Consider the following 23,480-nt stretch of genomic DNA (forward strand, 5'->3'; position numbering starts at 1 on the left):
ATGGCAACCGAAATTCTCATGCCCGCCCTGTCCCCCACGATGGAGGAAGGCACGCTGGCCAAATGGCTGGTCAAAGAAGGTGACGAGGTCGCGTCTGGTGATCTTCTCGCTGAAATCGAAACCGACAAGGCGACGATGGAGTTCGAAGCCGTTGATGAAGGTATCATCGGCAAGATCCTTGTGGCTGAAGGCACCGAGGCGGTTAGAGTAAACACCGCCATCGCAGTCCTGCTTGAAGACGGCGAAAGCGCCGACGACATCGTCGCCAGCGCACCCGCAGCGCCTGCCGCAACTGAAGCCGCCCCTGCGGCGGCCGAGGCAGCGGCACCTGCCGCATCGGCCCCTGCAGCGCCTGCTCCGCAAGCTGCTGATGGCACACGCATTTTCGCGTCCCCCCTCGCCCGTCGCATTGCGGCTGACAAGGGTCTGGACTTGACGCAGATCGCTGGAACAGGTCCGAAAGGCCGGATCGTGAAGGCGGATGTGGAAGGTGCAACCGCAGCTCCGAAAGCGGCGCCTGTGGCGGCACCGGCAGCTGCGCCTGCTGCTGCGGCTCCGACTGGCCCCTCAACCGATATGGTTGCGGCCATGTATCAGGACCGCGAGTACGAGGAAATCACCCTCGACGGGATGCGCAAAACGATTGCCGCCCGCCTGTCGGAAGCCAAGCAGACCATTCCGCATTTCTATTTGCGTCGTGATATCAAGCTGGACGCCCTTCTGGCCTTCCGTAGCCAGTTGAACAAACAGCTGGAAGCGCGTGGCGTGAAACTGTCGGTTAATGACTTCATCATCAAGGCTGTCGCCAACGCGCTGCAGCAAGTGCCGGAAGCCAACGCCGTCTGGGCGGGTGACCGCGTATTGCAGATGAAGGCCTCGGACGTGGCGGTTGCTGTCGCGATCGAGGGTGGCCTGTTCACCCCCGTTCTGCAGGATGCCGATCAGAAGTCGCTGTCGAGCCTCTCGTCCCAGATGAAAGATCTGGCGTCGCGTGCGCGTGAACGCAAACTGGCCCCGACCGAGTATCAAGGCGGCAGCTTTGCAATCTCGAACTTGGGCATGTTTGGCATCGACAATTTCGACGCCATCGTGAACCCACCGCATGCGGGCATTCTTGCTGTTGGCTCAGGCGTGAAAAAGCCTGTTGTCGGGGCAGATGGTGAACTGACCACCGCCACAGTGATGAGCGTCACCATGTCGGTCGATCACCGCGTGATTGACGGCGCTGTGGGTGCGAACCTTCTGAAAGCCATTGTCGACAATCTGGAAAACCCGCTGACAATGCTGGCATAAGTATTCGCAATCGCGAATTTATTGACATGGCTCAAGGCGGCGCGTTCTGTCTTGGGCCATTTGCTTTTCCGAACAGTCACATTCGGAGAGACTACATGGACTTCAAAGCCCTGCTGGACGACACCACAGAAAACACCAAATCCTTTGCCGCTGCTCACCCGGACGGCGCAAACGGCTTTCGCACCATGCACAAAGCCGCGTTGGTCGACGGTGCGTTGTCTGTAAAGGACAAAGAGTTGCAGTGCATCGCGATCGGCATTGCCAAACAGTGCAACGACTGCATCGGCTTCCACGTCCGCGCGGCCATCAAAGCAGGTGTTACCCGCGAAGAAATGGCCGAAACCGTAGCCGTTGCGATCCTGATGGGTGGTGGGCCTGGCTACATGTACGGCGCACGTGCGATGGAAGCCTTTGACCAGCTTTCCGCCTGATCTTTACACGCCAGATACACAAAAGGGCGGCGCTGATGCGTCGCCCTTTTTGTCTTTTGACCGTCTGAGCGGTCTTGCTTTCTGCCTCTGTCCGTTGCGTCGATTGGACCCGTGGTTCAGGTCACCCTCGCGACGATTAACCGGCCACTGCTACAAGAAACACTGCAGAAAACGCCACGACGGTGGCAAGCCAGATTTGTTTCATTTTCGTGGTCTCCCAGGTTATCACCCGGTTCCTATAGATGAAACTTCTGCAGTATCACATTGATTTAACGCAAATTTGCGGAAATCCGCCGATAGCCGCAAAGCTATCGGCGAGCAGCTCTACTTATTGGATAAGTGTCTGATCCATTTCGACCGACGGGCAATCGCAACCGGCTTCTCCGACGATCTTTGCCGGCACGCCGGCGACCGTGACGTTACAGGGAATTTCTTCCAAAACCACGGAACCCGCCGCGATCCGCGAACAATCCCCGACCTTGATGTTGCCCAGAATTTTTGCCCCGGCCCCAATCAGCACGCCGTCCCCAATTTTGGGGTGACGGTCCTCGTCTTCCTTACCAGTACCTCCCAGCGTGACCGAGTGCAGCATCGAGACATTGTCACCAACCACAGCGGTTTCGCCAATCACGATGGAATGTGCATGGTCAATCATGATCCCGCGCCCAATCCGCGCGCCGGGGTGAATGTCGATGCCGTAGACCTCGGAACAGCGCATCTGGATGAAATAGGACAGATCTTTGCGCCCTTCTTTCCACAAGTAGTGCGCCAGACGATAGGCCTGCATCGCTTGGAAGCCTTTGAAATACAGAACCGGCTGCAGCATACGGTGGCAGGCCGGGTCACGGTCCAGAACGGCTGTGATGTCCGCACGGGCGGCCTCGGCCAATTCGGCGCAGTTGGCATAGGCTTCGTCCGCGATCTCGCGCAGAAGCACCATGCTCATCTCGTTCGAGCTGAGCTTGGCCGCAAAGCGATAGGACAGCGCTTTTTCCAAGGTTTTATGATGCAAGACACATGCACCGATTAGCCCCCCCAAAAGGGGTTCTTCGGCGATGGCTTGCTTAGCTTCATCGGTTATCCGGTCCCAAACGGGATCAATCCGGGTGATGACTGCGCGTTTCTCGGCCATGATGTCTCCTGCGTTGAACACCTAGAATACACCAGATAGGCTTGAATTTCAAAAATGCAAAGCAGGAATAGATCGGAAATTACCGTGACCGCGAACGACGCGCAAAATTTCAAGGATCGATTGCTGGCCGAGTTGGCCGAGCTGGATCTGGATGATGCGCGCGGGGCCGAGGGGCAGAAGGTGGTACCGTTGGATCAGCAGGCGGTTGGGCGGCTGTCACGGATGGATGCGCTGCAAAATCAGGCGATGGCCAAGGCCACGCAAACCCGCCGTACGGCACAGCGCCAACGGATCACCGCTGCTTTGGCGCGGATTGAAGAAGACGAGTTCGGCTTTTGCGAAGATTGCGGTGAAGAAATTGCATTGGGACGGCTAGAGCTAGACCCCACCGCCCCAAAATGTGTCAGCTGCGCCGCCGGCTAAGACGCGTGTGGCGTGCTTTCAGCGCGGCATAGACCGTCAGAAGACAATCCAGAAAGTCCGGATCGTCATGGAACGGTTCGGCCTGTCTTGGCAAAGACATGGCAACCGACCCCAGACTTCCATTGCCCCAGCGTGGATGCACCCGGCCCAGCGCCCGACGATAGCGGTCCGCCGCGTCGGCCCGGTGCAACATGGCCAGCATTGCACCGGGGCGCCTGCGCGGCCCAAGCGCCAGAAGCGCACAGGCCGCGGCCATTGCATCGCCGGGCAGCACCGGCCGCATTTAGAGCATCACCTGAAGCTGGGCAAACGGCCCCGGACCAAAGCGTTCGGAGAGCTGCGCGACTTCGACCGTATAGGATCCCGACACCATATCTGCAGCGCGCAGAACCGCGTCATAGATCCAGCTGGGGCTTGCGACGTCCAGTTCGCGCTTCACGGTGCCCCCATCGATGATCCGAACGCGATAGCGTTCCTCGACCTCGCCCAGCGGCACGTCGGTTTCGCCCCAACGGTCGCCGTCAACCCTTGTGCGGCGGATCCAGCTGATCTGGTGATCCCCAGACTGATCGCGCGCGGTCAAATGCGTGGGCGCATAGGGACGCAATCCATTGCCGTTGAAGGCGTGAATCTCGTGCACAAAGCTATCGTCTGTATAGGCTTTGCGTGCTGGCCCAATGCGATAATGTCGGTTCAACCCACGAGCCGATGATGCAAGCGGGATTTGGTCCTGCGTGCCGTCCAACACAACGACATAGCTGCCAATAGGCCACAACGATGGCATAGTCGCATCCGTCCCAAGCTGCCCACGCAGGCGCAGGCTTAGATCATAGGTCTGTTCGCCTACAAGATCCGCTGTCGCAAACTGCAGGATCTCCCAGTTGTCAGGACTTCCATCCCCAATCGCCAGAACATTTGCACCATTCAGCAAGTCCTCGTCCGAGACCGAGAACAACGTCGCGGGCGAGGACAGTTTCACGCGCAACGCGGGTCCCCGATCCAGAACACCAGATGGCGCTGTAAACAGATCGGTTTCGGTGACTCCAACGATTGAGCGTGCGGTCACCCGATCGATCCGGCGATACCCATTGTCACTGGCCGAGCGATAGATCGCGATGTTTCCCGGCCAAGGCTCGGCCGTAATCGCGATATGCGGCGCATGGGGCACTTCGTCTCCGGTCAGCAACGGCAAATCCATGAACAACGGAAAGACCGGCGCAGGCGGGACATAGGGTTTCACCGCGGGGGAAGGTTCGGCGCTGTCCGACGGCAAAAACAGACCCGGTTCAACCCGTACGGCACGGATATTCTGAACGCCTGCATGCTCGACATGGTCCACGCGGAAATGCTCGGTCCCGGCGTCGGTTTCCAGCTTCAACACATCTCCTGCCCCTTTAGACAATTCCGATGGAGGAAGTGCAAAGCTGGCACTGTCACGCGCCACGCGGGCCTCGGACAACCACCGTTCGGTAATGGCACGGGCCTCGGCCCGAGTCAGGATCAGCGGGATCTCAGATGTGGACACCGAATAGCTGGTTTCATCCGGGAAGATCGCCTCTACCGCGCGGATGTCATAATCCCCGCCGCCTTCGATATAGTTCAACCTGACACGCCCGGCGAGCTCGGCCTCGGGTGCGCGAATGCGCTCTAGCGTCGTGTCGCGCTCGGTCGACAGCGCCATCTTTTCGGGATCCAGAATGTAGTCTGGTCGTCCTGTACGAGACGCAAAAATCAGGACGCCTTCACGTTCAGACACCTCAAACCCATAGGCAAGCATCAGCGGCTGCAGCGCAGACCGAGCACCACCGATCTGGTCGACCACATAGCCACGTACCAAACCATAGAGCTTGGACACGTCATAGCGTGTCACGCCAGAGCGATCACAGATCTCGCTGACCACCGAGGCCAGCGACCGCGACGACGCACGTCCGTTCAGCCAGTGCCCGCGATCGTAATTTGCCCCATCGCTCCACAATCCCTTGCGATTAGGGAATTGCGGGAAGGGCCGCGTGTCCCAAGCCCAGACATGGGCGCGGTTCATATCCAGCATCTGAACACCCGTGGCGCTGTGATGCGGGTTGTGCGTGCTGTCCCCCCAATAGTCATACATGGCCCGCAAATACTGCGCCTGCATCAGGTCATCGCGCCGTCCGCTGGAATAGCGCGGCAGAGAACTTTCCGAGCTTTTGGGATCAAGGAACTTGTTGGGCTGGTTGGTGCCCTTGTCGATGGCAGCACACCCCATTTCGGTGAACCAAAACGGCTTCGCCCCGGGCAGCCAGTCCGTCGGGGTCACATCCCGCACCCCGCCGACGCGGTTATGGTGCGAATTCTCCCACCAGCCGCGCAGGTCTTTATAGCGATAGACCCAATCCTCGCCATGGGCACCATCGGTGATCTGCGTGCGGATCTGGAGTTCACGCGCGTCCGGGGTCTTATAGTACCAGTCATACCCCTCGCCGCCTTCGATATTCGCCTTGAGGTAATCGAGGTTGTAGATCGATCCATGCCCGGCATCCGCATGATCAAACCCATCACGCCAATCAGACAGCGGCATGTAGTTGTCGATGCCGACAAAGTCGATCTCGTCATGGCTCCACAGAGGATCGAGGTGAAAGAACACATCACCTGTTCCGTCCTGCGGCTGATAACCAAAATATTCCGACCAATCGGCCGCATATGAGATCTTGGTCTCGGCCCCAAGAATGCCGCGCACATCTTCAGCCAGTTGCATCAACTGCTCTACCACCGGAAAGCTGTTTCCCGGCCCACGGATCTGGGTCAGGCTGCGCAGCTCGGACCCGATCAGGAAAGCATCTACGCCCCCCGCGGACGCACACAAATGGGCATAGTGCAGGATGAAGCGGCGATACGAGAATTCGCTGGGGCCGGTGTAGTCCACGCCCTGCCCCGTGACGGTGAAATCTCCGGGCTGTGCATCCCCGAAGAACGCATCAACCTGAGACACCGCCCCTGCTGTACCGTCCGGCGACCCGGGGTGATGCGGCGCAAGCAAGGTGGTAATCCGACCACGCCACGGCAATTCGGGCTGCCCAATCTGGGCAGACCAGGGATCGAACAGCGTGTTGCCCTCCATCTGCTCCATCAGGATGAAGGGATAGAAGGTGGTCTTGCGGTCATTGCGCGATGCGAATTCAATCGCCTCTTTCACGGCCTGATCCGAAGGCGTACCCCCATAGACCGGACGATCGTCCTCATCCCGCGGCACCAGACCAGCCAGCCCACGCGACACACCGCTGACAGTCCACGGCATGGATTTGCCATCCATTTCGTGCTGCTCGACGCGTGGCTGGATCTGGCAGGACCCACAGCGCAGGTCATTCCCGAACCACGACACGACCAGCGCCGTGTTCTTGCAATTGGGCATCTCCTCGCGCATCTGCCGGTACGAGGTCACAAAATCCGTCTTGCCTGACGGGTTGTTTAGGTTCGACCCGCCGCTGACGCCCGGCCCGCCATTATAGTGGACCTTGGATGTCGCCATCGCGTATTCGCCCGTCCCAGGGATCAACGCTACAGCCTGCGTGCCGCGCGCGACCTCTTTGTCCTGATTGGGCTGCTCGGGGCGGAAGACCTCGAAACTGAATTGCGGCACGCGGTTGCCGAACTGCGAGACATCCAGATCCTCGATCACCACATAGGCAATGCCGCGATAGGCAGGCGCTTTCCCGGCCCCTTTTACGGCTTCGATCTTAGGATCGGGCAGCTGGCTTTCAGAGCCCTTGTAGACGCGGATATTCAGATCACCTTTCTCGATCTGGTTTCCATCCGCCCAGATCCTGCCGACCCGCGTGATCTCGCCCTCGCACAGGGCAACCGCCAAGCTGATCGAATAGCTATAGGTTGTGGCTTCGGGCTCTGGCGGTGGCGCCAGTCCCTTGCCGCCGCCACCGGTTGTGGTGGCGTTTTCTTTGAAGCGGGTTGACCAGATCACCTGCCCACCCAAACGCGCGCGTCCATAGATCATGGGGATCGCCGTGCCCTCGGACGCGCCGCTCAGGCGCAAACGGTCGACACGACCCGTTTCGATCGGGTCAGACCCTGCGCCCAGAATGCGATTGTCGATGGTCTGGCCGATCGTAGCCCCGATGGCCTTGCCAATGACCACCGAAGACAATCCCAGAAAACCACCGCCAATCGAGGCACCTGCCGCAGCTCCTACTGCAGAAAGAAGTATCGTCGCCATCAGCTTGTCCTTTCAGGAAATTCAAAACACGCCACAATGCGGCGTGCCCAAGGGGTCGAAAGCGGGCTTTCGACAACTCCGTGCCCGCTATAGGCGTGGATAAAGGAAGGGGTCGGCCCAACGCTGGCGACAAACCCAAGATGCTTGGCCACCGCATCCGAGCGCATCCGAAACAGAAGGATGTCACCCGGCTGTCGGTTTTCCGCGGGTTTGGGCACCAGATAGGACTGTGCGGCCTGCCACAGGGTCTCTTGCCCGTCAGTTTCGGACCAGTCCGAGGTATAGGGTGGCACCTCTACAGGTTCCCGCCCCAATGCGACCCGCCAGACACCACGCACCAGTCCCAGACAGTCACATCCCGCCCCCTTCTGCGAGGCCTGATGCACATAGGGCGTGCCAAGCCATTCCTGCAGTTCTTGCAGTATCAACGCCTGTGTCTGCGCCATATCAGCCCCCTGAGATCGGGTTGAACGGATTATCGTCACCAGACAGCAGATCCTGAAGGTCCAACGTCTCGCGTCCATCACCACCATCGTTGCGACCCGTCGGAATCGGATAGGACATCAACCAGTCCTCGCCGGGAATGTCGGGGAACCCGCGAAAGTTCAGGAAATTGTTGAATTTCTTGCGGCAGGTGCTGGGCAGCTTGTCACAGCCTGCTTCCAGCCGCACCCGATCCCCGGGCTGCATATCGGCACGCAGGGCTTCCCAAAGCTCGATGGTCCGTGCGCCGTCCTCGCCCGTCGTGTCATTCTTGATGATCCCGCTCAGGCCTTCCGCCTCGCCGCTCAAAACCGTGAACCGCCCGCGTACAAACCAATCATTCGGGTACAGCGCCATGTCCTCGAACCGAAACACGGTCTCGTCCTCATTGCTGACCAGATCCAATTCGACCGAATACCCGGTCTGATCCAGATCGAACCGGCATTTCTCGTCGCCCAGCACCGCCGAGCACGGCGACTGGTACGCCCGCCCCTGCGGCTGGTTCATCGCCTCGCTCAATCCGTTCAGCTCGGCCCGGAACCCACCCGCCTCACGGGCCAGTTCTCCGACCTTCCCGCGAAAGCGCAGAAACCGCTGCGAGGCATCTCGCCAGTTAACCAACCAAGCCTCGACCTCGGCCCCATCATAGCGCCCGGCCCGAATGTCCTTTTCGCTGATCGCATCCGTGGACAGGACGCCCAAAGCCTCGGTGTTATCGACGGACAGACCGGTGGTCTGGCTCAACGCATGGGCCGTCATGCCGGTGTCGGCCTTATAGACGAGACCGTCCATCTGAACGTCCAGATCGTGATCCGTAAAGCCGTAGACCACCCCATCGCGTCGTGTGACCTTCCACAGCCGCGCAACGGTTGTGACCCCTTCGCTCAGATGGGCCTGAAAACCTGTTGGAACCGCCATCAGACACGCACCTCGACCACCGGAACGTTCGGGGCTTCGCCAGCCTGGAAGGACGCGACCGAAGTGTGCACCCGGTCAGTGTCAAACCGCACAGGCACATCGAATTCGTACCCTGCGGTGACCTCTGCCCCGTCTTCAGGAGCTGTCACGAATGTGACTACCCCTGTGGTCAGATCTACGCTGTACTGCGTGCCTTCGATCTGGGGGTCGCCCTTCAGACCCAACTTCACCGTGCCCTCTACTGGTTTCTGGATCGGACGTGCATAAGTGTCCGAACCCGACCGGTAAGTCTTAATCAGCTGATACTCAGTCGTAGCGCCATCACCCCAACCAAGGATTTGGTCCGTGAACGCAGGATCCGCCGAAGGCAGGCCGCTTTTGAAATCCGACCAGTCCTTCCAGCGGAATGCATGCAACTGCCCGCGCCGTGCTTCGAAGAATGCAATCAGCATTTCGACATCATCGAGCGACCGCATGCCAATCCCGGCATCATAGCGGCGGCGGGAGTGCTCCCAAGGCGTGTTGCGCTCTTCAAAGCCATTGGCCAGCGTGACCACTTCAGTGCGCCGTTCAGGACCACCAACCGAGCCGAAGCTCAAATTGGCGGGGAAGCGGATTTCGTGAAAGGACATGATGAACCCTCCTAAGGTCGTAAAATCAGTGGATCAGCGGTGGCGTTGCCCACGCGCAAGGGCGCGCTGAACATTGGCCGCGATCTGGCTTTGCGACCGGCGGAAGCTATCCACATCCGGGGTCGAGATATTCATGGTGATGTTCACAGGCGCGCCACCGCCCGCCGCGCGCACGCCCAGACGCCCATCTGCCCCGCGGCTTAATGGCATAATGGCTTCTGGCCCGGCTTCACCCATCAGGCCCGTCCCGCCGCGCATGGGAAACGCCGTGGCCTGCGAGACAACGCCGCCCTTTGCGAATGGCATCACGCGCCCTTGTGCAAAGGCGCCACCATCCGCGAAGGGCAGAAAGGCGTTCGTGATCGCCCCTACGCCTTGACCAAGGATGTTGCCAAAATGGCTTGTGACGGGATTGATCGCCGCGTTGAACGCCGCATCGGTCATCGAGCGCGCGACCTCTTTCAAGGCGTCTGACAGTTTCATGCCGTCAAAGGCCAAGCCTTCGAATGCACGCCGCAATCCGGACGAAATGCCCGAAGATAGCGTGCTGACATCCGCGTTCAGATCCGAGATCGTCGAATGCATCCCCTTCAACTCGAAGATAAACCCGGTGGTCATTTGCTGCGCGCCGCCAAGCGCTGCTTCCAATGCGTCCATCTGGTCTTCGAAACTGTCGATACTGTCCAATCCAGCCATCACATGCCCTTTCCATTTGGGCCGCACGGTTCGTCAGGAAACGCACGGGCAAGCTCTTCCAGCCGAGATCGCAGGCAGGTGGCAGGTTGCCCGTCCAGCCCGGCCATCACAGCCAATTCGATGGGGGTCAGCGCCCAGAATTGATCCGGGCGCAGCCCCAGTTTTGCAAGGCCAAGGCGCATCAGCCCGGGCCAGTCGAACCCGGCTGGCTCAGCCATCGGTGACCTCGTTCGGGGTCAGCGCAAAGGCACGGGTCAGCAACTGACCGGCAGCCTTTGCCGCCTCCACTGGTCCGCCTTGAATTTCGGCGGCCAGCAGGTCGGTGGCAGTCCCTTGCCATCCCCCGCCGCGCAGCCCGGCCACAATCAGCGCCAGCACATCGCGGCTGGAGAACTGCCCGCTTTCGAACCGCTCGACCAAGGACACAATCGATGCCTCGCCCAGTTGCTCTTCCAATTCGGCCAGCGCCCCCAGCGTCAGTTTCAACACATGAGATGTGCCATCGATCACCAGCGCCACTTCGCCCGTCCACGGGTTCGCCATGATCACAGCGCCGTAAAGGTCAGTTCGCCGGCCGAAGCCATCGACAGCTCGTAGGTCGCCTCGCCGTTATGCGAGCCTGCATACTCGATCGAGGTGATCATGAACGGGCCCTCGACCACGCCGAATTCGGGAACAATCACCTGAAAATTCGGCACTTCGTTGTCAAAAAAGATCTGCCGTGCCCGTTCATCTGTCGATGCGTCCTTGAACACGCCCGAGCCCGAGATTGAGGCAGATTTCACACCCGCGCCGCCCAGAAGCTCGCGCCAGCCACCGGTGCTTTCCAGGCTGGTCACATCCACGCTTTCCGCGTTGAAACTCAGGCGCGTCGCCCGAAGGCCCGCAATGGTCTCGAACACACCGGTGTCGGTCATGTCGAGCTTGATCAGAAGGTCTTTGCCGTTTTGCGCAGCCATAGGATCACTCCGTTTTGAAAGGTTTAGTTGTCTTCGACACGTGCGCGGAAGATCAGGTCGATGCGGCGGACATCCGCGTCTTCAACCCGCCGCGCCCGCGCACGATGAAAGTTCAGATACACAAGCCGGCCACGCGCCAGGATCAGGCTGGCATCGACCAGCGTGTCACTGACCGCCGCGGCGACCTCTTTGGCGGCCTGAAAGCCCGCAGCATCGGTGACCACGCTGATCGTGACCTCGTGCAACGCGCCCTGCCCGGTCATGTCCGAGCGTTCGCGCACATCTTCAGGCCCAAGGCTGACATAGGTGCCGGTGATGATACCCGCAGGCACCGCGTCATAGATCGCGCCCGACACCAAAGTGGACAGGGCCGTATCCGCCGCAAGGCGCTGGTAAATGGCCTGTTGAAGGGCTGCTGAAACGCCGTAGCTCATGCTGAAACCTCCTCTTGCGCGAAACAGGTCAGGAACTGTGCACCGGCATCCGCCTCGGTCACCGCAAGGATGCGGAAGATCCGGGATCCGTCGCGAAACCGCTGATCGGGTTTCGGCCGGGATGGCGCACCGTCAGGAGCCGCCCGCACTGTGATGCGAAACGCGATCGACGACACAGTTGCAAAGCCAGCGGCACGTTCCCGGCCCGAGCCGGGTTTAACCTGCGCCCAATGTTCGCCAAGTACCTGCCAGCTTTGGGTGAAACCACCCGCGCCGTCCGGTGTGCGCACGGGCTCCTCCAGCGACAGTTTGCGGTTCAGGACAGGGCGCTTCATACCGCCCCTCCACCGCCAAACAGGCGCACGGTGCGATAACGTTGCAACAGAGCTGCAATCGCCGCAGGTAAATCGCCTTGCCCGATCACGCCCCCATCGGCGCGATTTTCATAGTAGGTCGCCGCCAGCATCATTACGGCTTGCGTCAGATCAGCTGGCAGATCGGTCCAAGCGGCACCGAACCCGGCCTCGAACCCAATTACGGCCTGACCGCCTACGGGAATGGCAGGCAAACAAAGCCCGGTCGACACAAGGCGGGGGCGGTGCATATCTGGCTCCAACCCATATCGGGCGGTGTCAATCACCTCGGTCCCGCCCAAACGGTCATGGATCTCAAGGCTCAGCACTTGCGTGACGGGCGCCACCGGCAAAGCTTGCGACGCCAGATCGCGCCATGCGGTCAAGGTCCAGGTAAATTCGCGCGACAGAAGGATCTTTCCGGTGCGGGCCTCGATCGCGGCCATGGCGGCCCGAAGGTAGGTTTCCAGCACCTGATCCTGCACCCCGTCATCGGCAAACCCGGTACCCAGCCGCAGGTGGTCCTTAAATTGGGCGACCGGAAGGGCCGTGCCCGGCACTGTGGTCTGCTCGATTAACATCATGGATCATCTCCGAAATTCGGGCCCCTCACGTCATGTGGGAAAGGGTGGGCGCGCACCATCCGCATTGCTCGGACGGAGGGGGAGCAGCTAGACAACACGGGGGGTGGTCGGCGCGCGCCCTGCCCCGTGGCGACCCTTGGGCCTCCACGGGATCAGGTTCGTCTCTTACGAGACCGAGAACTTCAGAAGCTTGATCGCAGCAAAGTCGCTTACGTCACCGCCCACGCGCTTGGTGGCATAGAACAGCACATGCGGCTTGGCCGAGAACGGGTCACGCAGGATGCGCGTGTCAGGACGTTCTGCGATGGTGTAGCCAGCAGCGAAGTCACCAAAGGCGATCGAGTGGCTGTCGGCACCGATATCGGGCATGTCCTCGACGATCAGAACCGGATAGCCGATCAGACGGGCGGGTTCGCCAGCCACGGTCGCATCCGACCACAAGAAACGGCCATCCGCGTCTTTCAACTTGCGTACAGCCCCCACGGTCTTCGAATTCATGACAAAGACCGCATTGGCACGATAGTCCGCGCCCAGTGCGTAGATCAGGTCGAAAATGGCATCTGCCGGGTTGGTGGCGTTGAAGTCACCAGCCTCGCCAGTGGCCACGTAACCCAGATTACCCCAGGTCCAGCTGGTGTTGTCGACAGCGGTGTGGTTCAGAATGCCTACGGGTTTCTCAACACCGTCACCGTTGATGAACGCACCGCTTTCTGCACGCGAGAACTTGTCGGCGATACGGCCGGCCAGCCATCCCTCGATATCAAAAGCGCTGTCATCCAGCAGGCGTTGCGAAACTTTCGGCAGGGCCGACAGCTCGTGCAGCGGGATCGAGATACGGTCGATCTGCGGAGTGCCCGTCTCGGACGCCGATCCAGTTTCCGACGCCCAGCCGGTGATCAGGTCACCCTGGTCGATCAGCACGTCATAGGCAGTGCCTTCCACGTTGACCACATTGGCGACCGAACGCAGCGAAGCAGCGTTGTTCAGAACACCCTTGATGGTGTCAGCGGTCACCGGGTCAACCAAATAGCCACCGTCAGCCGCCACAGCCGAGGACATGGCCTTGCCTTCCAGATCGATACCGCGCAGCGCGTCATCATCGCCTGAACGGACATAGGCTTCGAAAGCTTTCTGGTGAGGCGCTTCCAGCTCAGCGGCAGCGGCAAGATGCGGGCGGCCCGCGATGGTGTTAGATTTGCGATCCAGCATGGTCAGTCGCTCTTCCTGTTGTTGAAGTTTGGTGGAAATTTCTTCGTGAAACTGATTGATATCGCTCACAAAACCAGCCAGCGCGGTCTTCACCTCGGCAGCCGGATTGAGGTCCGATACCTGGCCAGCAGGCGCAGCCGACTGGCCCAGAGCCTTCGTCTCTTTGTTGCTCATCATTGGGTCCTTTTCAGGGGTTCAGATCGCTGGCTCAGGCGTTACGGGCCAGCATCAGGCGCGCGTCCTCAAGGGTCGCGGCCAGTTCACGCAAGGTAGAGTCGTCGACATCAAGCATGTCGCCCTTCGCCCCCACCCGCGCTGTTGGAAGCATGGGGAACGTGACAAGTGACACCTCCCAAAGCTCCAATTCCGTCAAAAGCCGCCCGCCCGTCTGGGTCTTCGACGACTTCTTGGTGCGATATCCGATGGACAGCCCGTCAATGGCGCCCGCCTCGATCAACGCGGCAGCCTCACGGCCCTTTTCGACGTCGCTCAGAATACGACCTTTCACATAAAGGCCCTTGGCATCCTCGCGCACCTCGTCCCAAATCCCGATGGGCTGGGCCGGGTCGTGCTGCCACAGCATTTTCACGCCGCGCCCTTTGGCTTTCAGCTCGTCCAGCGATCTGCCATAGGCCCCGCGGGCCACGACATCGCCGCCATTGTCGACCTGATCGAAGAAACTGGCATAGCCGTCGATCTGAATGCCCTCGGCGGTCTGGACTGTCTCGCCCAGCTTGACGAACTTGTGCTCAAGCCCGAAATCGGTGTGGTAGTCACCCATGATATGCACCCTTTCTTATTGATCTTGAGCCAGCGGCGGCAGGCCCAGCAGGCTGCGTTTTTCGGTATCTGTCAGGAAGCTGGCCTCGGCCACGCGGGCCCATTGCTGGTCACGTTCGGCGGCCAATGCGGGAACCTGATCCAGATCCGGTTTCAACTTCACTGCTTCGTCCGAGAACCCGGCCAACCAATGGCCGACACTGGCCGAGACGCGTGACACCAAAGGCACCACAGTCAGACGATAGAAGGCACGGCTGGCCTCTTGATAGTTGGCGTAAGTGGCGTCGCCGGGTATGCCGATCAGCATCGGTGGTACCCCGAAGGCCTGCGCAATCTCGCGCGCAGCGGCTTCCTTGGTCTTCTGGAACTCCATGTCCGAGGGGCTGAACCCCATCGGTTTCCAATCCAACCCGCCTTCCAGCAGCATCGGGCGTCCGGCATTGCGCGCGCCCACGTGATGGCTTTCCATCTCGGACAGCAGGCGATCATATTGATCAGCACTTAACTGCGCCTGCCCGTCCGCGCCCTTGAACACAATCGCACCTGAAGGCCGCGCCGCATTGTCTAACAGCGCCTTGGACCAACGGCTGGCCGCATTGTGCACATCAATCGCTGTCGCGGCCGCCTGCAACGGTGACAGGCCATAGTGATCATCCTGCGGATGGAAGGCTTTAACGTGGCAAATCGGCGATGCACCCTCGGACACATTGAACCGGTGTTTGCGAGACCCGACAGTATAGTCATAGGCCACAGGCCAGCCATCCACGCCAGGAACCAACGCCATCCGATCCGAGCGCAGCACATGCAGCTCACGCGGCTGACCATCTTCGCCCAGAACGGCCTCGAGATAGCCGTTTCCGGTCAGAAGCAACTGCCCAAAGAAGGCCTCGAACAGCTCGGCCCGGCCTTGTGCAGCATTCGGGCGCGCCAGAAGCTCCAAAAGCGGATGAATATCATAACGTTGCTGGTCGTCCTGCAGCACCAAGGGCAGAGCGCTGGCGGCTTCCGCGATCAGCTTGACCGAGCGAAAGCCGACTGGGTTGGACGAAAACCCGCTGCGGGTCAGGCTGACCGTGTCACGCGGGCTCCAAGCCACACGACCGGCATTTCCATAAGCGATGACCGGCCCGGTGGCCGATGCCTTTGCCTCGCCCGGCATATCGGCCTTCGCGTCATCTGCGCCTCGCTTCAGAAAATCAAATACCATGCGCCTTGGCTCCTTGGTTTCGGTTTCCGGCTGCAACCGGGCAAACCTGTCCTGTCCGGGCAAACGCGGTCGCGCCACCCAGCGGTCAATCTTGTCATTTCGTGATCAGGCGGGGCTGGTGGCCCATCGGGCTAGTACCCCGCCTTTCGATGTTTTGCACTTTGCCAGCGAGGGTTAAAAAACCCTTTAACCAAGCGTGCGCACCTGCGGTCTGCGATAGGACGCAACGGGCTCGATGATCAGCTCATGCAGGGCCCAGACCAATGCATCCACGCGGTCCGGGCTGCCTTTGCCCTCGTAGCCCTGGCTGGTCATACGGCACATCTGATCCTCAAGTTGGGCCATGTTGCCAGCGTGCAAGACCCGCCCCTGTTCATAAAGCGCCGCCACAGGCTCGGCCCGCGTGACCTTCCCCCGCGTCGCACGCACAGCCTTGTAGGGCACGGTGGCGTCGATCTGACGAATCACGCTTTCAACAAGGTCACCACCTTGGTTAACCTCGGCCACCAGACGGTCCGCTTGATGGCGTTCCATCGCGTTCAGCGCGGCCTCGGCCCATTCCGACGGGCTGGCTGCCGTAACGCTGGCATCTTCCAGCACAACAGCCTTCCAATCGCCGGGTGGGCCCTTTGCCATGACACCAGCCACAACGATCCCGCATTCGTCAGATCCTTTGTGCCCCGTAACTGGCGGGTCCACCGCAACGACGATCCGATCCAACACGGGCGTGTCTGGCCCCAAGCGGTGTTTGTCCAGCATCGCCATCGTCCAAAGCGCGCCTTCCGTGTCTTCCAAAAGCACACCATCCAGCTCTTGCCGCCCCAATCGCGTGTCCGCGTAGCGTGTACGCACTTCGTCCAGAAAGCTTTTCGCCAGATAAGCGCGATTGGCTTCCGTCGGAGCGTGCGTGGTCACGGTCGAGGGATTCTTTAGGATCTGTTTCAGCACCCCAACATTGCGCGGGGTGGTCGTGACGCATTGGCGGGGATGTGTGCCAAGGCGCAGCCCGAATTGCAGCATATTCCACGTGTCCTCGGCCTTCTTCCACTTGGCCAACTCGTCCACCCATGCCGCATCGAACTGCGGTCCACGCAGACTTTCCGGCTCATGGGCCGAGAACACCTGCGCAATCGCCCCATTGGGCCAAACCAGCCTGCGTCGCCCGGCCTCCCATACCGGGCGACGATCCGGCGGCGAGCACGCCAGAATGCCGCTTTCCCCAAACACCATGACTTCGCGCACCTGATCGATGGTTTCGCCGACCAAGGCCACGCGGCGCGAGCGGCCGGGGTCCAACGGCCCCGCCCCCTCAACCTCGGCCCGCACCCATTCGGACCCAGCGCGAGTTTTCCCCGCACCACGTCCACCCATGATCACCCATGTCCGCCAATCTCCCTCGGGCGGCAGTTGGTGATCTAAAGCCCAGAATTCAAACAGATAGGGCAGCGCCATCAGCGCCCCATCACTCAGATCGTTCAGAAAGCTCTCGCGCTCGTCTTGCGTCGCGCAGGCAAGCCAGTCTGCGCCCGATTTCGTCTCGGGCCTGAGCAAGGTCCAGCTCTGCTGCCCGGTTGCCGCCAAATCCGGCTTTACCACTTTGTTCAAGACGTTTCCTTTCCTCGAATACCGTTTGCATGGCGCGGCGCACTTCCGTCATGGCTTTGGCCAACTCAGGTGTGGTTTCGCACCCATCCACTTCCGCCGTAGACAACTGGCGGTCCAACTCTTTCAAAACACGTAGAAAAAACGAGTCCGCGATCTTCAGGTAGTCTTCCGAAGCCGCGTCCTTCCCCAAGGGCGTGATAATTGTCATTCTTATGTCGTTGCCTCTCATGCTCTTGCCCGCACAAGCGACATGAAAAAACGGCCCCGGGCGGATGCCCAAGGCCGTTACAGTCATGTCTTCTAGCGTATGTCAGAGACTACACGGGACCGTACGTTCGGTCAAAACGCAACGCACGTGCACCGCTCGCTTCGGTAAGGATCAATCAACCTACTGGTTGGCGCGCTCGGCTTCGATCTTGCGCCATTCGGCCACGTTGGCGTTGTGTTGCGCCAAGGTTTCCGCGAAGGCGTGACCGCCCGTGCCATCTGCCACGAAGAACAGATAGGGCGTGCTGTCCGGGTTTAATGCGGCCTCAATGGCGGCGCGGCCCGGGTTGGCGATTGGGGTCGGTGGCAGCGCATCAATCACATAGGTGTTGTACGGTGTCTCGCGACGCAGTTCGCTTTGACGCAGCCCGCGCCCAAGGCTGCCCTGCCCTTTGGTGATGCCATAGATGACCGTGGGGTCCGTTTGCAGACGCATCCCCTTGTTCAGGCGGTTCACAAAGACGCTGGCGACTTGACGGCGCTCCTCGGCCAGACCGGTTTCCTTCTCGACGATCGACGCCATGACCAATGCTTCATCCGCATTTGCATAAGGAAGATCCGCCGCGCGCGCATTCCACGCTTCGGCCAGAATTTCGACCTGCGCGTCCTGCATCGATGCAATCAGCGTCGCGCGATCAGCGCCAGCTTTCACTTCATAGCTGTCTGGCGCCAAGCTGCCCTCGGCTGGCGTGCTTGCAACCTCGCCGGTCATAAAGTCTGCGCGGTTCAGGCTGTCGACAATCTGCCAGCTGGTCACACCTTCAGCCACGGCGATCCGGAACCGCGTATCGCTTTCGTCGCGTTTCTCAAGGTAAGTTTCGGGGGCATCGCCCTCCAGCTCGGCCGGTTTGAACTCGGCCGTGATTTTGTAGTCCTGAGTGGCCGGATCAAGCTCGCGTACCTGCATGACAGCAGACAGAACACCCACGCGGTACAGAATCTCGGTCCCGCAGGTCGACGCCCCGCCGCGTGTGACGATGTCCACGATCTCTTCCATCGAAGCACCGTCCTGCACAAGGAACGACCCCGCCTTCAAAGCAGAGGCCTTGTCGGAATACTCAACACCAATTCGGAAGATCGCGGCGTTTGAAATCGCCCCCTGCGCTTCCAGACTATCCGCCACGCGCGAGAACGAGCTGCCGCGCTCGACCCGCAGGCAGATGGTTTCTGCCAGCGGACCTTCAGATGTGTACTGTTTCTGACCCCATGCAACGACCCCGACCGCTACGATCAGAACAACAATGAACAGGCTCAGCGCATTCGAGGCGATGTTGCGCCACATCAGTCAGCAACCTTCCCCATGACAAGGCTGGCATTTGTACCACCAAAGCCAAAGCTGTTAGACAAAGCGATGTTGATCTCGCGCTTCTCGGCCTTGTTGGCGGCCAGCGACAGGCGCGGCTCGATCGCCGGGTTGTCCAGATTGATGGTGGGCGGTGCGACCTGGTCACGGATGGCCAGGACGCAGAAGATAGCTTCCACAGCGCCCGCAGCCCCCAGAAGGTGGCCGATCGAGGATTTGGTCGAGGACATGGTGGCCGTATCAGCCGCGTCGCCCAACAGACGCTCAACTGCGCCCAGTTCCACGGTGTCCGCCATGGTCGAGGTGCCGTGTGCGTTGATATAGTCAATCGCCGCAGGCTCCAGCCCGGCTTTGCCAAGGGCCGCTTGCATCGCACGGAAACCACCATCGCCATCTTCAGCCGGTGCAGTGATGTGATAGGCATCGCCCGACAGGCCATAGCCAAGCACTTCGGCATAGATCTTCGCACCACGCGCCTTGGCGTGTTCGTATTCTTCCAGAACCACGATGCCAGCACCCTCGCCCATCACGAAACCGTCGCGGTCTTCGTCATAGGGGCGGCTTGCGCCTTTCGGATCATCCCCGCGTTTGGTCGACAGAGCCTTACAAGCGTTGAAGCCCGCAATGCCCAATTCACAGATCGCGGCTTCGGCGCCACCGGCAACCATCACATCCGCATCTCCGGTTTGGATCAAACGGCTGGCATCGCCAATGGCGTGTGCACCTGTCGAACAAGCGGTCACGACCGAGTGGTTCGGTCCTTTAAAGCCAAACTTGATCGAGACCTGACCGGAAATCAGGTTGATTAGAGAGCCAGGAATAAAGAACGGCGATACACGGCGCGGGCCGCGTTCGTTCAGCAGGATCGAGGTATCGGCAATGGTCGAAAGACCGCCAATGCCAGAACCGATGATCACACCAGTGCGCAGTTGGCCTTCTTCGTCTTCCGGCATCCAGTCGGCGTCTTTAACCGCCATCTCGGCTGCGGCCAGACCATAGAGGATGAAATCATCGACTTTGCGGCGCTCTTTCGGCGCCATCCAGTCATCTGGGTTGAAAGTGCCATCGGTACCATCGCCTAGCGGTACTTCGCAGGCATATTTGGTGGTCACGCGCGAGGCGTCAAATTTCGTGATCGGCCCTGCGCCGGACTGTCCGTCCAGAATACGCTCCCATGTTTCCTCGACGCCGCTTGCCAGCGGAGAAATCATGCCCAATCCTGTTACAACCACTCGACGCATTCTGTTGCCCTTTCCCAGGTTTTCAAATGTCTTGGCGGTGATAGCGCGGCTAGGCATGTTGGGGCAAGCCGAATCCGATCACTGGTGGAAGCTCGCCTATTGTATTAACGCAGGGACATACCAGTGAATGCTGGCCAGCGACGGGTATACGCCCGTTTCGATCACCGGCCAGCATGTCAGTTTCACTAAGGGTCAGATGAATTCCGCTTTGGGTTCAGGCACGGGACGTGCCACCTCCAAAGCTTCCGACAGATCCACATTTTTCGAGAACAACGCCCGGCCGATTAGAGTACCCGCGATGTTCGGCACGTATTTCAGCCGCGCGACATCGTCCAGCTCGTGAACGGTTCCTGCCGCGATCACCTGATGCTTCGTTTCGCCTGCAAGCGCACTCAGAAGACCCAACTGCGCGTCGGGTTGCTCGATGTCGCTGTCGATATCCGTGATCAGCACGCTGGCCAGCGGCACGTCCGCATAGGACGCAAGGAAGCTTTCAGGGGACATCGCCACCGGATTTCGCCACCCATCTGTCATCAGGTTTCCCTGCCAGATATCTGCCGCCAAAACAATTTGATCGGGGTATCGGTTCGCAAGCTCTTTCACCATGGCTGGATCTCGTGCAGCCACCGTTCCCAGAACGACGCGTCCAGCGCCTTTTTCAATCCAGGTCTCAGCCATATCGCGGGTGCGGATCCCGCCAGCGACCTGTACTGAACATCCTGCCGAGTTGATGATCGCCTCAATCAGTTCAGCATTGTCACCTTCGCCAGCAACGGCATCGAAATCGGTCACCTGAATCCATTCGGCCCCGGCCTCGGAAAATCCCTGTGCTGTTTCCACAGGGTCCACATGCCAGATTGAAGGCTCTTCAAGACGGCCACGATGCAACGTCACGCAACGACCGTTCTGCAATTCTAGTGTTGGATAGATAATCATGGAGCGACTCCTTCGCCAAACCTTCGATGGTTTAGTGAAGTTTAGCACACCCCAAAATGTGCGCCTAAATTCGGCCCAATGCAGCCTGAAAACGGCGGCAGAAGGTGATTGCCCACAAAAAAAGCGGCCTACCCGATGGTAGGCCGCTTTTAAAAATCATGCGTCCTGATGGATCAGGCAGCTTCGGTGATGAATTTCACAGCGTCGCCGAAGGTCTGAATGGTTTCAGCAGCGTCATCCGGGATTTCAATGCCGAACTCTTCTTCGAAAGCCATAACCAGCTCTACGGTATCCAGGCTGTCAGCGCCCAGGTCGTCGATGAACGAGGCAGTCTCGGTGACTTTGTCCTCTTCAACACCCAGGTGCTCAACTACGATTTTCTTCACACGATCTGCGACGTCGCTCATGATCAATCCTCACGTTAGTTCAGGGCTTGGCCCTTTTCGTTTGACCCGTTCGGGCCGCTTAAGTTCCCCGCGCGAAACGCCGAGACCCCCAGCCCATTTGGACTGCCCTATTCGGGCTGAAGGGGAAAACCTGCGCCGCCTATAACACATCGAAGAAGATAGGCAAACGCTTTCGCGGTGCAAGGGCACAGACAAAATTTAGCTGTCAGCGCCCAGCACGTTTACAGCATGGCCATACCACCGTTTACGTGGATCGTAGCCCCGGTCGTATAGCCTGCCTCGTTCGAGGCCAGATACAGAACCGCTGCTGCGATTTCTTCCGGTGACCCCATGCGACCGGCCGGAATTTGCGCCAGCGTGCCCGACTTTTGATCATCGGTCAGTTTTTCCGTCATGGCCGTGCCGATAAAGCCCGGCGCGATGCAGTTTGCGGTGATACCACGGCTGGCAACTTCGTATGCGATCGACTTGGTCAGACCAACCATACCCGCCTTCGAGGCGGCATAGTTTACCTGACCGGGGTTCCCAGTCGCACCAACGATCGAACCGATATTGATGATGCGGCCCCAGCGGGATTTCATCATCGGGCGCATCACGCCACGGCACAGACGCATGGTCGAGGTCAGGTTGACGTTGATAACATCGTCCCAATCCTGATCCGACAGGCGCATGAACAGCTGGTCTCGGGTGATCCCGGCGTTGTTTACCAGAATGTCGACGCCGCCCATAGCGGCAACGGCCTGCTTGGGCAGGGCATCCACGGCTTCACCATCCGACAGGTTGCACGGCAGCACATGGGCGCGTTCGCCCAGCTCAGCGGCCAGCGCCTCAAGCGGTTCGACACGAGTGCCCGATAGTGCAACCGTGGCGCCAGCCGCGTGCAATGCTTTAGCAATTGCACCACCAATGCCGCCGGATGCACCCGTCACAAGGGCATTTTTTCCAGTCAGATCAAACATCTGCTTTTCCTTCTTCACGTTTCCGATCCCCCTATGGTCAGGGCTTTGGATCGGCTAATATGTTCTGATTATCCGTTCAGCGATTCAGCGGCGGCTTTCACATCATCGGGTGATCCGATGGCACGCGTGGCGACCGATCTGTCGATCCGCTTCACCATGCCGGACAATGCTTTGCCTGCACCGATTTCCCAAATCTCATTCACGCCATGCTCGGCCATCCATGCCACGCTTTCACGCCAGCGCACCGACCCTGTTACCTGCTCAACCAGAAGCGAACGGATCAGTGCCGGGTCTGCGACCTCGGCAGCGCGTACGTTTGCCACCAGAGGCACAGCAGGGGCGTTCATTTCCACGTGTACCAGCGCCTCGGCCATCACTTCGGCTGCGGGCTGCATCAATGCACAATGGAACGGAGCACTTACTGGCAACAGAACTGCGCGACGGGCGCCCTTGCCCTTGGCGATCTCAACGGCACGTTCGACGGCTTCCTTGTGGCCGGACACAACCACCTGTGCAGGGTCATTGTCGTTGGCCGCCTGACAGATCTGTTCATGGGCAGCTTCAGAAGCAACCTCAGCAGCAGTGTCGAAATCCAACCCCAAAAGAGCTGCCATTGCGCCGACACCTACCGGTACGGCTTCCTGCATGGCCTTACCACGGGTGCGCAGTAGACGCGCGGTGTCTGCAACCGTCAAAGCGCCTGCAGCTGCCAGCGCCGAGTACTCACCCAGCGAGTGTCCAGCAACGTAAGACGCAGCGTCGATCGTAACGCCTTCAGATTCCAGCGCACGCATGGTGGCCAGCGACGTGGCCATCAATGCCGGCTGTGCGTTTTGGGTGAGAGTCAGTTCGTCCTGCTCGCCTTCCCAGATCAGAGAGGACAGCTTTTCACCAAGCGCCTCGTCGACCTCGTCAAAAACGGCTTTTGCTGTGGGATAGGCGTCGGCAAGGGCTTTACCCATACCAATGCTTTGGGCCCCTTGCCCGGGAAATACAAATGCGCGGCTCATGACCCCTCCTC

The 23,480-nt window shown here is 59.8% G+C and carries 27 protein-coding genes; 3 read left to right on the forward strand and 24 right to left on the reverse strand.

Annotated elements, in window-relative coordinates; all coding sequences use genetic code 11:
- Together ALP8811_RS07845 and ALP8811_RS07850 are read left to right on the forward strand one after the other, a co-directional pair.
- Positions 1 to 1,293, forward strand: a complete 1,293-nt coding sequence (locus tag ALP8811_RS07845; protein ID WP_108856567.1) for a pyruvate dehydrogenase complex dihydrolipoamide acetyltransferase — start codon at positions 1 to 3, stop codon at positions 1,291 to 1,293.
- Positions 1,294 to 1,388: 95 nt separating this feature from the next.
- On the forward strand, positions 1,389 to 1,724 hold the full coding sequence (locus ALP8811_RS07850; RefSeq protein ID WP_108856568.1) for a carboxymuconolactone decarboxylase family protein: 336 nt from the start codon (positions 1,389 to 1,391) through the stop codon (positions 1,722 to 1,724).
- Positions 1,725 to 2,052: 328 nt separating this feature from the next.
- Here the strand turns inward: ALP8811_RS07850 and cysE are convergent, their stop codons facing one another.
- A complete protein-coding gene (cysE, locus tag ALP8811_RS07855; protein ID WP_108856569.1) occupies positions 2,053 to 2,856 on the reverse strand; it encodes a serine O-acetyltransferase in 804 nt (267 codons plus the stop codon).
- Between the two features lie 84 nt (positions 2,857 to 2,940).
- Between cysE and ALP8811_RS07860 the strand changes: the two genes are divergently transcribed.
- The gene (locus tag ALP8811_RS07860; RefSeq protein WP_245924605.1) at positions 2,941 to 3,279 is read left to right on the forward strand and encodes a TraR/DksA family transcriptional regulator; all 339 of its coding nucleotides are present in this window, start codon (positions 2,941 to 2,943) and stop codon (positions 3,277 to 3,279) included.
- Here the strand turns inward: ALP8811_RS07860 and ALP8811_RS07865 are convergent.
- The 23 genes from ALP8811_RS07865 to fabD all read right to left on the reverse strand — a co-directional run bounded on the left by ALP8811_RS07865 (position 3,260) and on the right by fabD (position 23,469).
- The gene (locus ALP8811_RS07865; RefSeq protein ID WP_108856571.1) at positions 3,260 to 3,562 is read right to left on the reverse strand and encodes a DUF7742 family protein; all 303 of its coding nucleotides are present in this window, start codon (positions 3,560 to 3,562) and stop codon (positions 3,260 to 3,262) included. The genes ALP8811_RS07860 and ALP8811_RS07865 overlap by 20 nt on opposite strands.
- Positions 3,563 to 7,486, reverse strand: coding sequence for a baseplate multidomain protein megatron (locus ALP8811_RS07870; protein WP_108856572.1), 3,924 nt, complete (start codon positions 7,484 to 7,486; stop codon positions 3,563 to 3,565). It lies immediately after the preceding gene.
- Entirely contained in the window at positions 7,486 to 7,932 is a 447-nt protein-coding gene (locus ALP8811_RS07875) for an NlpC/P60 family protein (protein ID WP_108856573.1), read from the reverse strand. The genes ALP8811_RS07870 and ALP8811_RS07875 overlap by 1 nt, the downstream gene beginning before the upstream one ends.
- A gap of 1 nt (position 7,933) precedes the next feature.
- A complete protein-coding gene (locus tag ALP8811_RS07880) occupies positions 7,934 to 8,887 on the reverse strand; it encodes a phage/gene transfer agent baseplate hub protein (protein WP_108856574.1) in 954 nt (317 codons plus the stop codon).
- The gene (locus ALP8811_RS07885; RefSeq protein ID WP_108856575.1) at positions 8,887 to 9,519 is read right to left on the reverse strand and encodes a DUF2460 domain-containing protein; all 633 of its coding nucleotides are present in this window, start codon (positions 9,517 to 9,519) and stop codon (positions 8,887 to 8,889) included. The genes ALP8811_RS07880 and ALP8811_RS07885 overlap by 1 nt, the downstream gene beginning before the upstream one ends.
- Positions 9,520 to 9,552: 33 nt before the next feature.
- On the reverse strand, positions 9,553 to 10,215 hold the full coding sequence (locus tag ALP8811_RS07890; protein ID WP_108856576.1) for an RcGTA-type gene transfer agent tail tape measure protein: 663 nt from the start codon (positions 10,213 to 10,215) through the stop codon (positions 9,553 to 9,555).
- The gene (locus ALP8811_RS07895; protein ID WP_108856577.1) at positions 10,215 to 10,433 is read right to left on the reverse strand and encodes a rcc01693 family protein; all 219 of its coding nucleotides are present in this window, start codon (positions 10,431 to 10,433) and stop codon (positions 10,215 to 10,217) included. Before ALP8811_RS07895 ends, ALP8811_RS07890 begins: the two co-directional genes overlap by 1 nt.
- Complete coding sequence (locus tag ALP8811_RS07900) at positions 10,426 to 10,758, reverse strand: gene transfer agent family protein (RefSeq protein WP_108856578.1); 333 nt, start codon at positions 10,756 to 10,758, stop codon at positions 10,426 to 10,428. Before ALP8811_RS07900 ends, ALP8811_RS07895 begins: the two co-directional genes overlap by 8 nt.
- Positions 10,759 to 10,760: 2 nt before the next feature.
- Positions 10,761 to 11,174 carry a phage major tail protein, TP901-1 family gene (locus ALP8811_RS07905; protein ID WP_108856579.1) on the reverse strand — a complete coding sequence of 138 codons (414 nt, stop codon included), beginning with the start codon at positions 11,172 to 11,174 and terminating at the stop codon, positions 10,761 to 10,763.
- Between the two features lie 23 nt (positions 11,175 to 11,197).
- Positions 11,198 to 11,608, reverse strand: a complete 411-nt coding sequence (locus ALP8811_RS07910) for a DUF3168 domain-containing protein (protein WP_108856580.1) — start codon at positions 11,606 to 11,608, stop codon at positions 11,198 to 11,200.
- Positions 11,605 to 11,943, reverse strand: coding sequence for a head-tail adaptor protein (locus ALP8811_RS07915; RefSeq protein ID WP_108856581.1), 339 nt, complete (start codon positions 11,941 to 11,943; stop codon positions 11,605 to 11,607). The genes ALP8811_RS07910 and ALP8811_RS07915 overlap by 4 nt, the downstream gene beginning before the upstream one ends.
- The gene (locus tag ALP8811_RS07920; protein ID WP_108856582.1) at positions 11,940 to 12,545 is read right to left on the reverse strand and encodes a head-tail connector protein; all 606 of its coding nucleotides are present in this window, start codon (positions 12,543 to 12,545) and stop codon (positions 11,940 to 11,942) included. Before ALP8811_RS07920 ends, ALP8811_RS07915 begins: the two co-directional genes overlap by 4 nt.
- A gap of 165 nt (positions 12,546 to 12,710) precedes the next feature.
- The gene (locus ALP8811_RS07925) at positions 12,711 to 13,928 is read right to left on the reverse strand and encodes a phage major capsid protein (protein ID WP_108856583.1); all 1,218 of its coding nucleotides are present in this window, start codon (positions 13,926 to 13,928) and stop codon (positions 12,711 to 12,713) included.
- Positions 13,929 to 13,962: 34 nt separating this feature from the next.
- A complete protein-coding gene (locus ALP8811_RS07930) occupies positions 13,963 to 14,535 on the reverse strand; it encodes an HK97 family phage prohead protease (RefSeq protein WP_108856584.1) in 573 nt (190 codons plus the stop codon).
- Between the two features lie 15 nt (positions 14,536 to 14,550).
- Positions 14,551 to 15,741: a phage portal protein gene (locus ALP8811_RS07935; protein WP_108856585.1), complete on the reverse strand. Its 1,191-nt coding sequence runs from the start codon at positions 15,739 to 15,741 to the stop codon at positions 14,551 to 14,553.
- 186 nt (positions 15,742 to 15,927) lie between these two features.
- A complete protein-coding gene (locus ALP8811_RS07940) occupies positions 15,928 to 17,193 on the reverse strand; it encodes a DNA-packaging protein (protein ID WP_108856586.1) in 1,266 nt (421 codons plus the stop codon).
- 10 nt (positions 17,194 to 17,203) lie between these two features.
- A complete protein-coding gene (locus ALP8811_RS07945; protein WP_108856587.1) occupies positions 17,204 to 17,554 on the reverse strand; it encodes a hypothetical protein in 351 nt (116 codons plus the stop codon).
- A 180-nt stretch (positions 17,555 to 17,734) separates the two neighbouring features.
- Positions 17,735 to 18,895, reverse strand: coding sequence for an endolytic transglycosylase MltG (mltG, locus tag ALP8811_RS07950; RefSeq protein WP_108856588.1), 1,161 nt, complete (start codon positions 18,893 to 18,895; stop codon positions 17,735 to 17,737).
- Positions 18,895 to 20,157, reverse strand: coding sequence for a beta-ketoacyl-ACP synthase II (gene fabF / locus ALP8811_RS07955; protein ID WP_108856589.1), 1,263 nt, complete (start codon positions 20,155 to 20,157; stop codon positions 18,895 to 18,897). The genes mltG and fabF overlap by 1 nt, the downstream gene beginning before the upstream one ends.
- A 192-nt stretch (positions 20,158 to 20,349) precedes the next feature.
- Positions 20,350 to 21,093 carry a 1-(5-phosphoribosyl)-5-[(5-phosphoribosylamino)methylideneamino]imidazole-4-carboxamide isomerase gene (locus ALP8811_RS07960; RefSeq protein WP_108856590.1) on the reverse strand — a complete coding sequence of 248 codons (744 nt, stop codon included), beginning with the start codon at positions 21,091 to 21,093 and terminating at the stop codon, positions 20,350 to 20,352.
- Positions 21,094 to 21,266: 173 nt separating this feature from the next.
- Positions 21,267 to 21,500, reverse strand: a complete 234-nt coding sequence (locus ALP8811_RS07965; RefSeq protein WP_108856591.1) for an acyl carrier protein — start codon at positions 21,498 to 21,500, stop codon at positions 21,267 to 21,269.
- Positions 21,501 to 21,721: 221 nt separating this feature from the next.
- Positions 21,722 to 22,459, reverse strand: a complete 738-nt coding sequence (gene fabG / locus ALP8811_RS07970) for a 3-oxoacyl-[acyl-carrier-protein] reductase (RefSeq protein ID WP_108856592.1) — start codon at positions 22,457 to 22,459, stop codon at positions 21,722 to 21,724.
- A 68-nt stretch (positions 22,460 to 22,527) separates the two neighbouring features.
- On the reverse strand, positions 22,528 to 23,469 hold the full coding sequence (gene fabD, locus ALP8811_RS07975; protein ID WP_108856593.1) for an ACP S-malonyltransferase: 942 nt from the start codon (positions 23,467 to 23,469) through the stop codon (positions 22,528 to 22,530).
- Positions 23,470 to 23,480 lie beyond the last annotated feature (11 nt).

This window comes from Aliiroseovarius pelagivivens (assembly GCF_900302485.1).
GTDB lineage: Bacteria > Pseudomonadota > Alphaproteobacteria > Rhodobacterales > Rhodobacteraceae > Aliiroseovarius > Aliiroseovarius pelagivivens.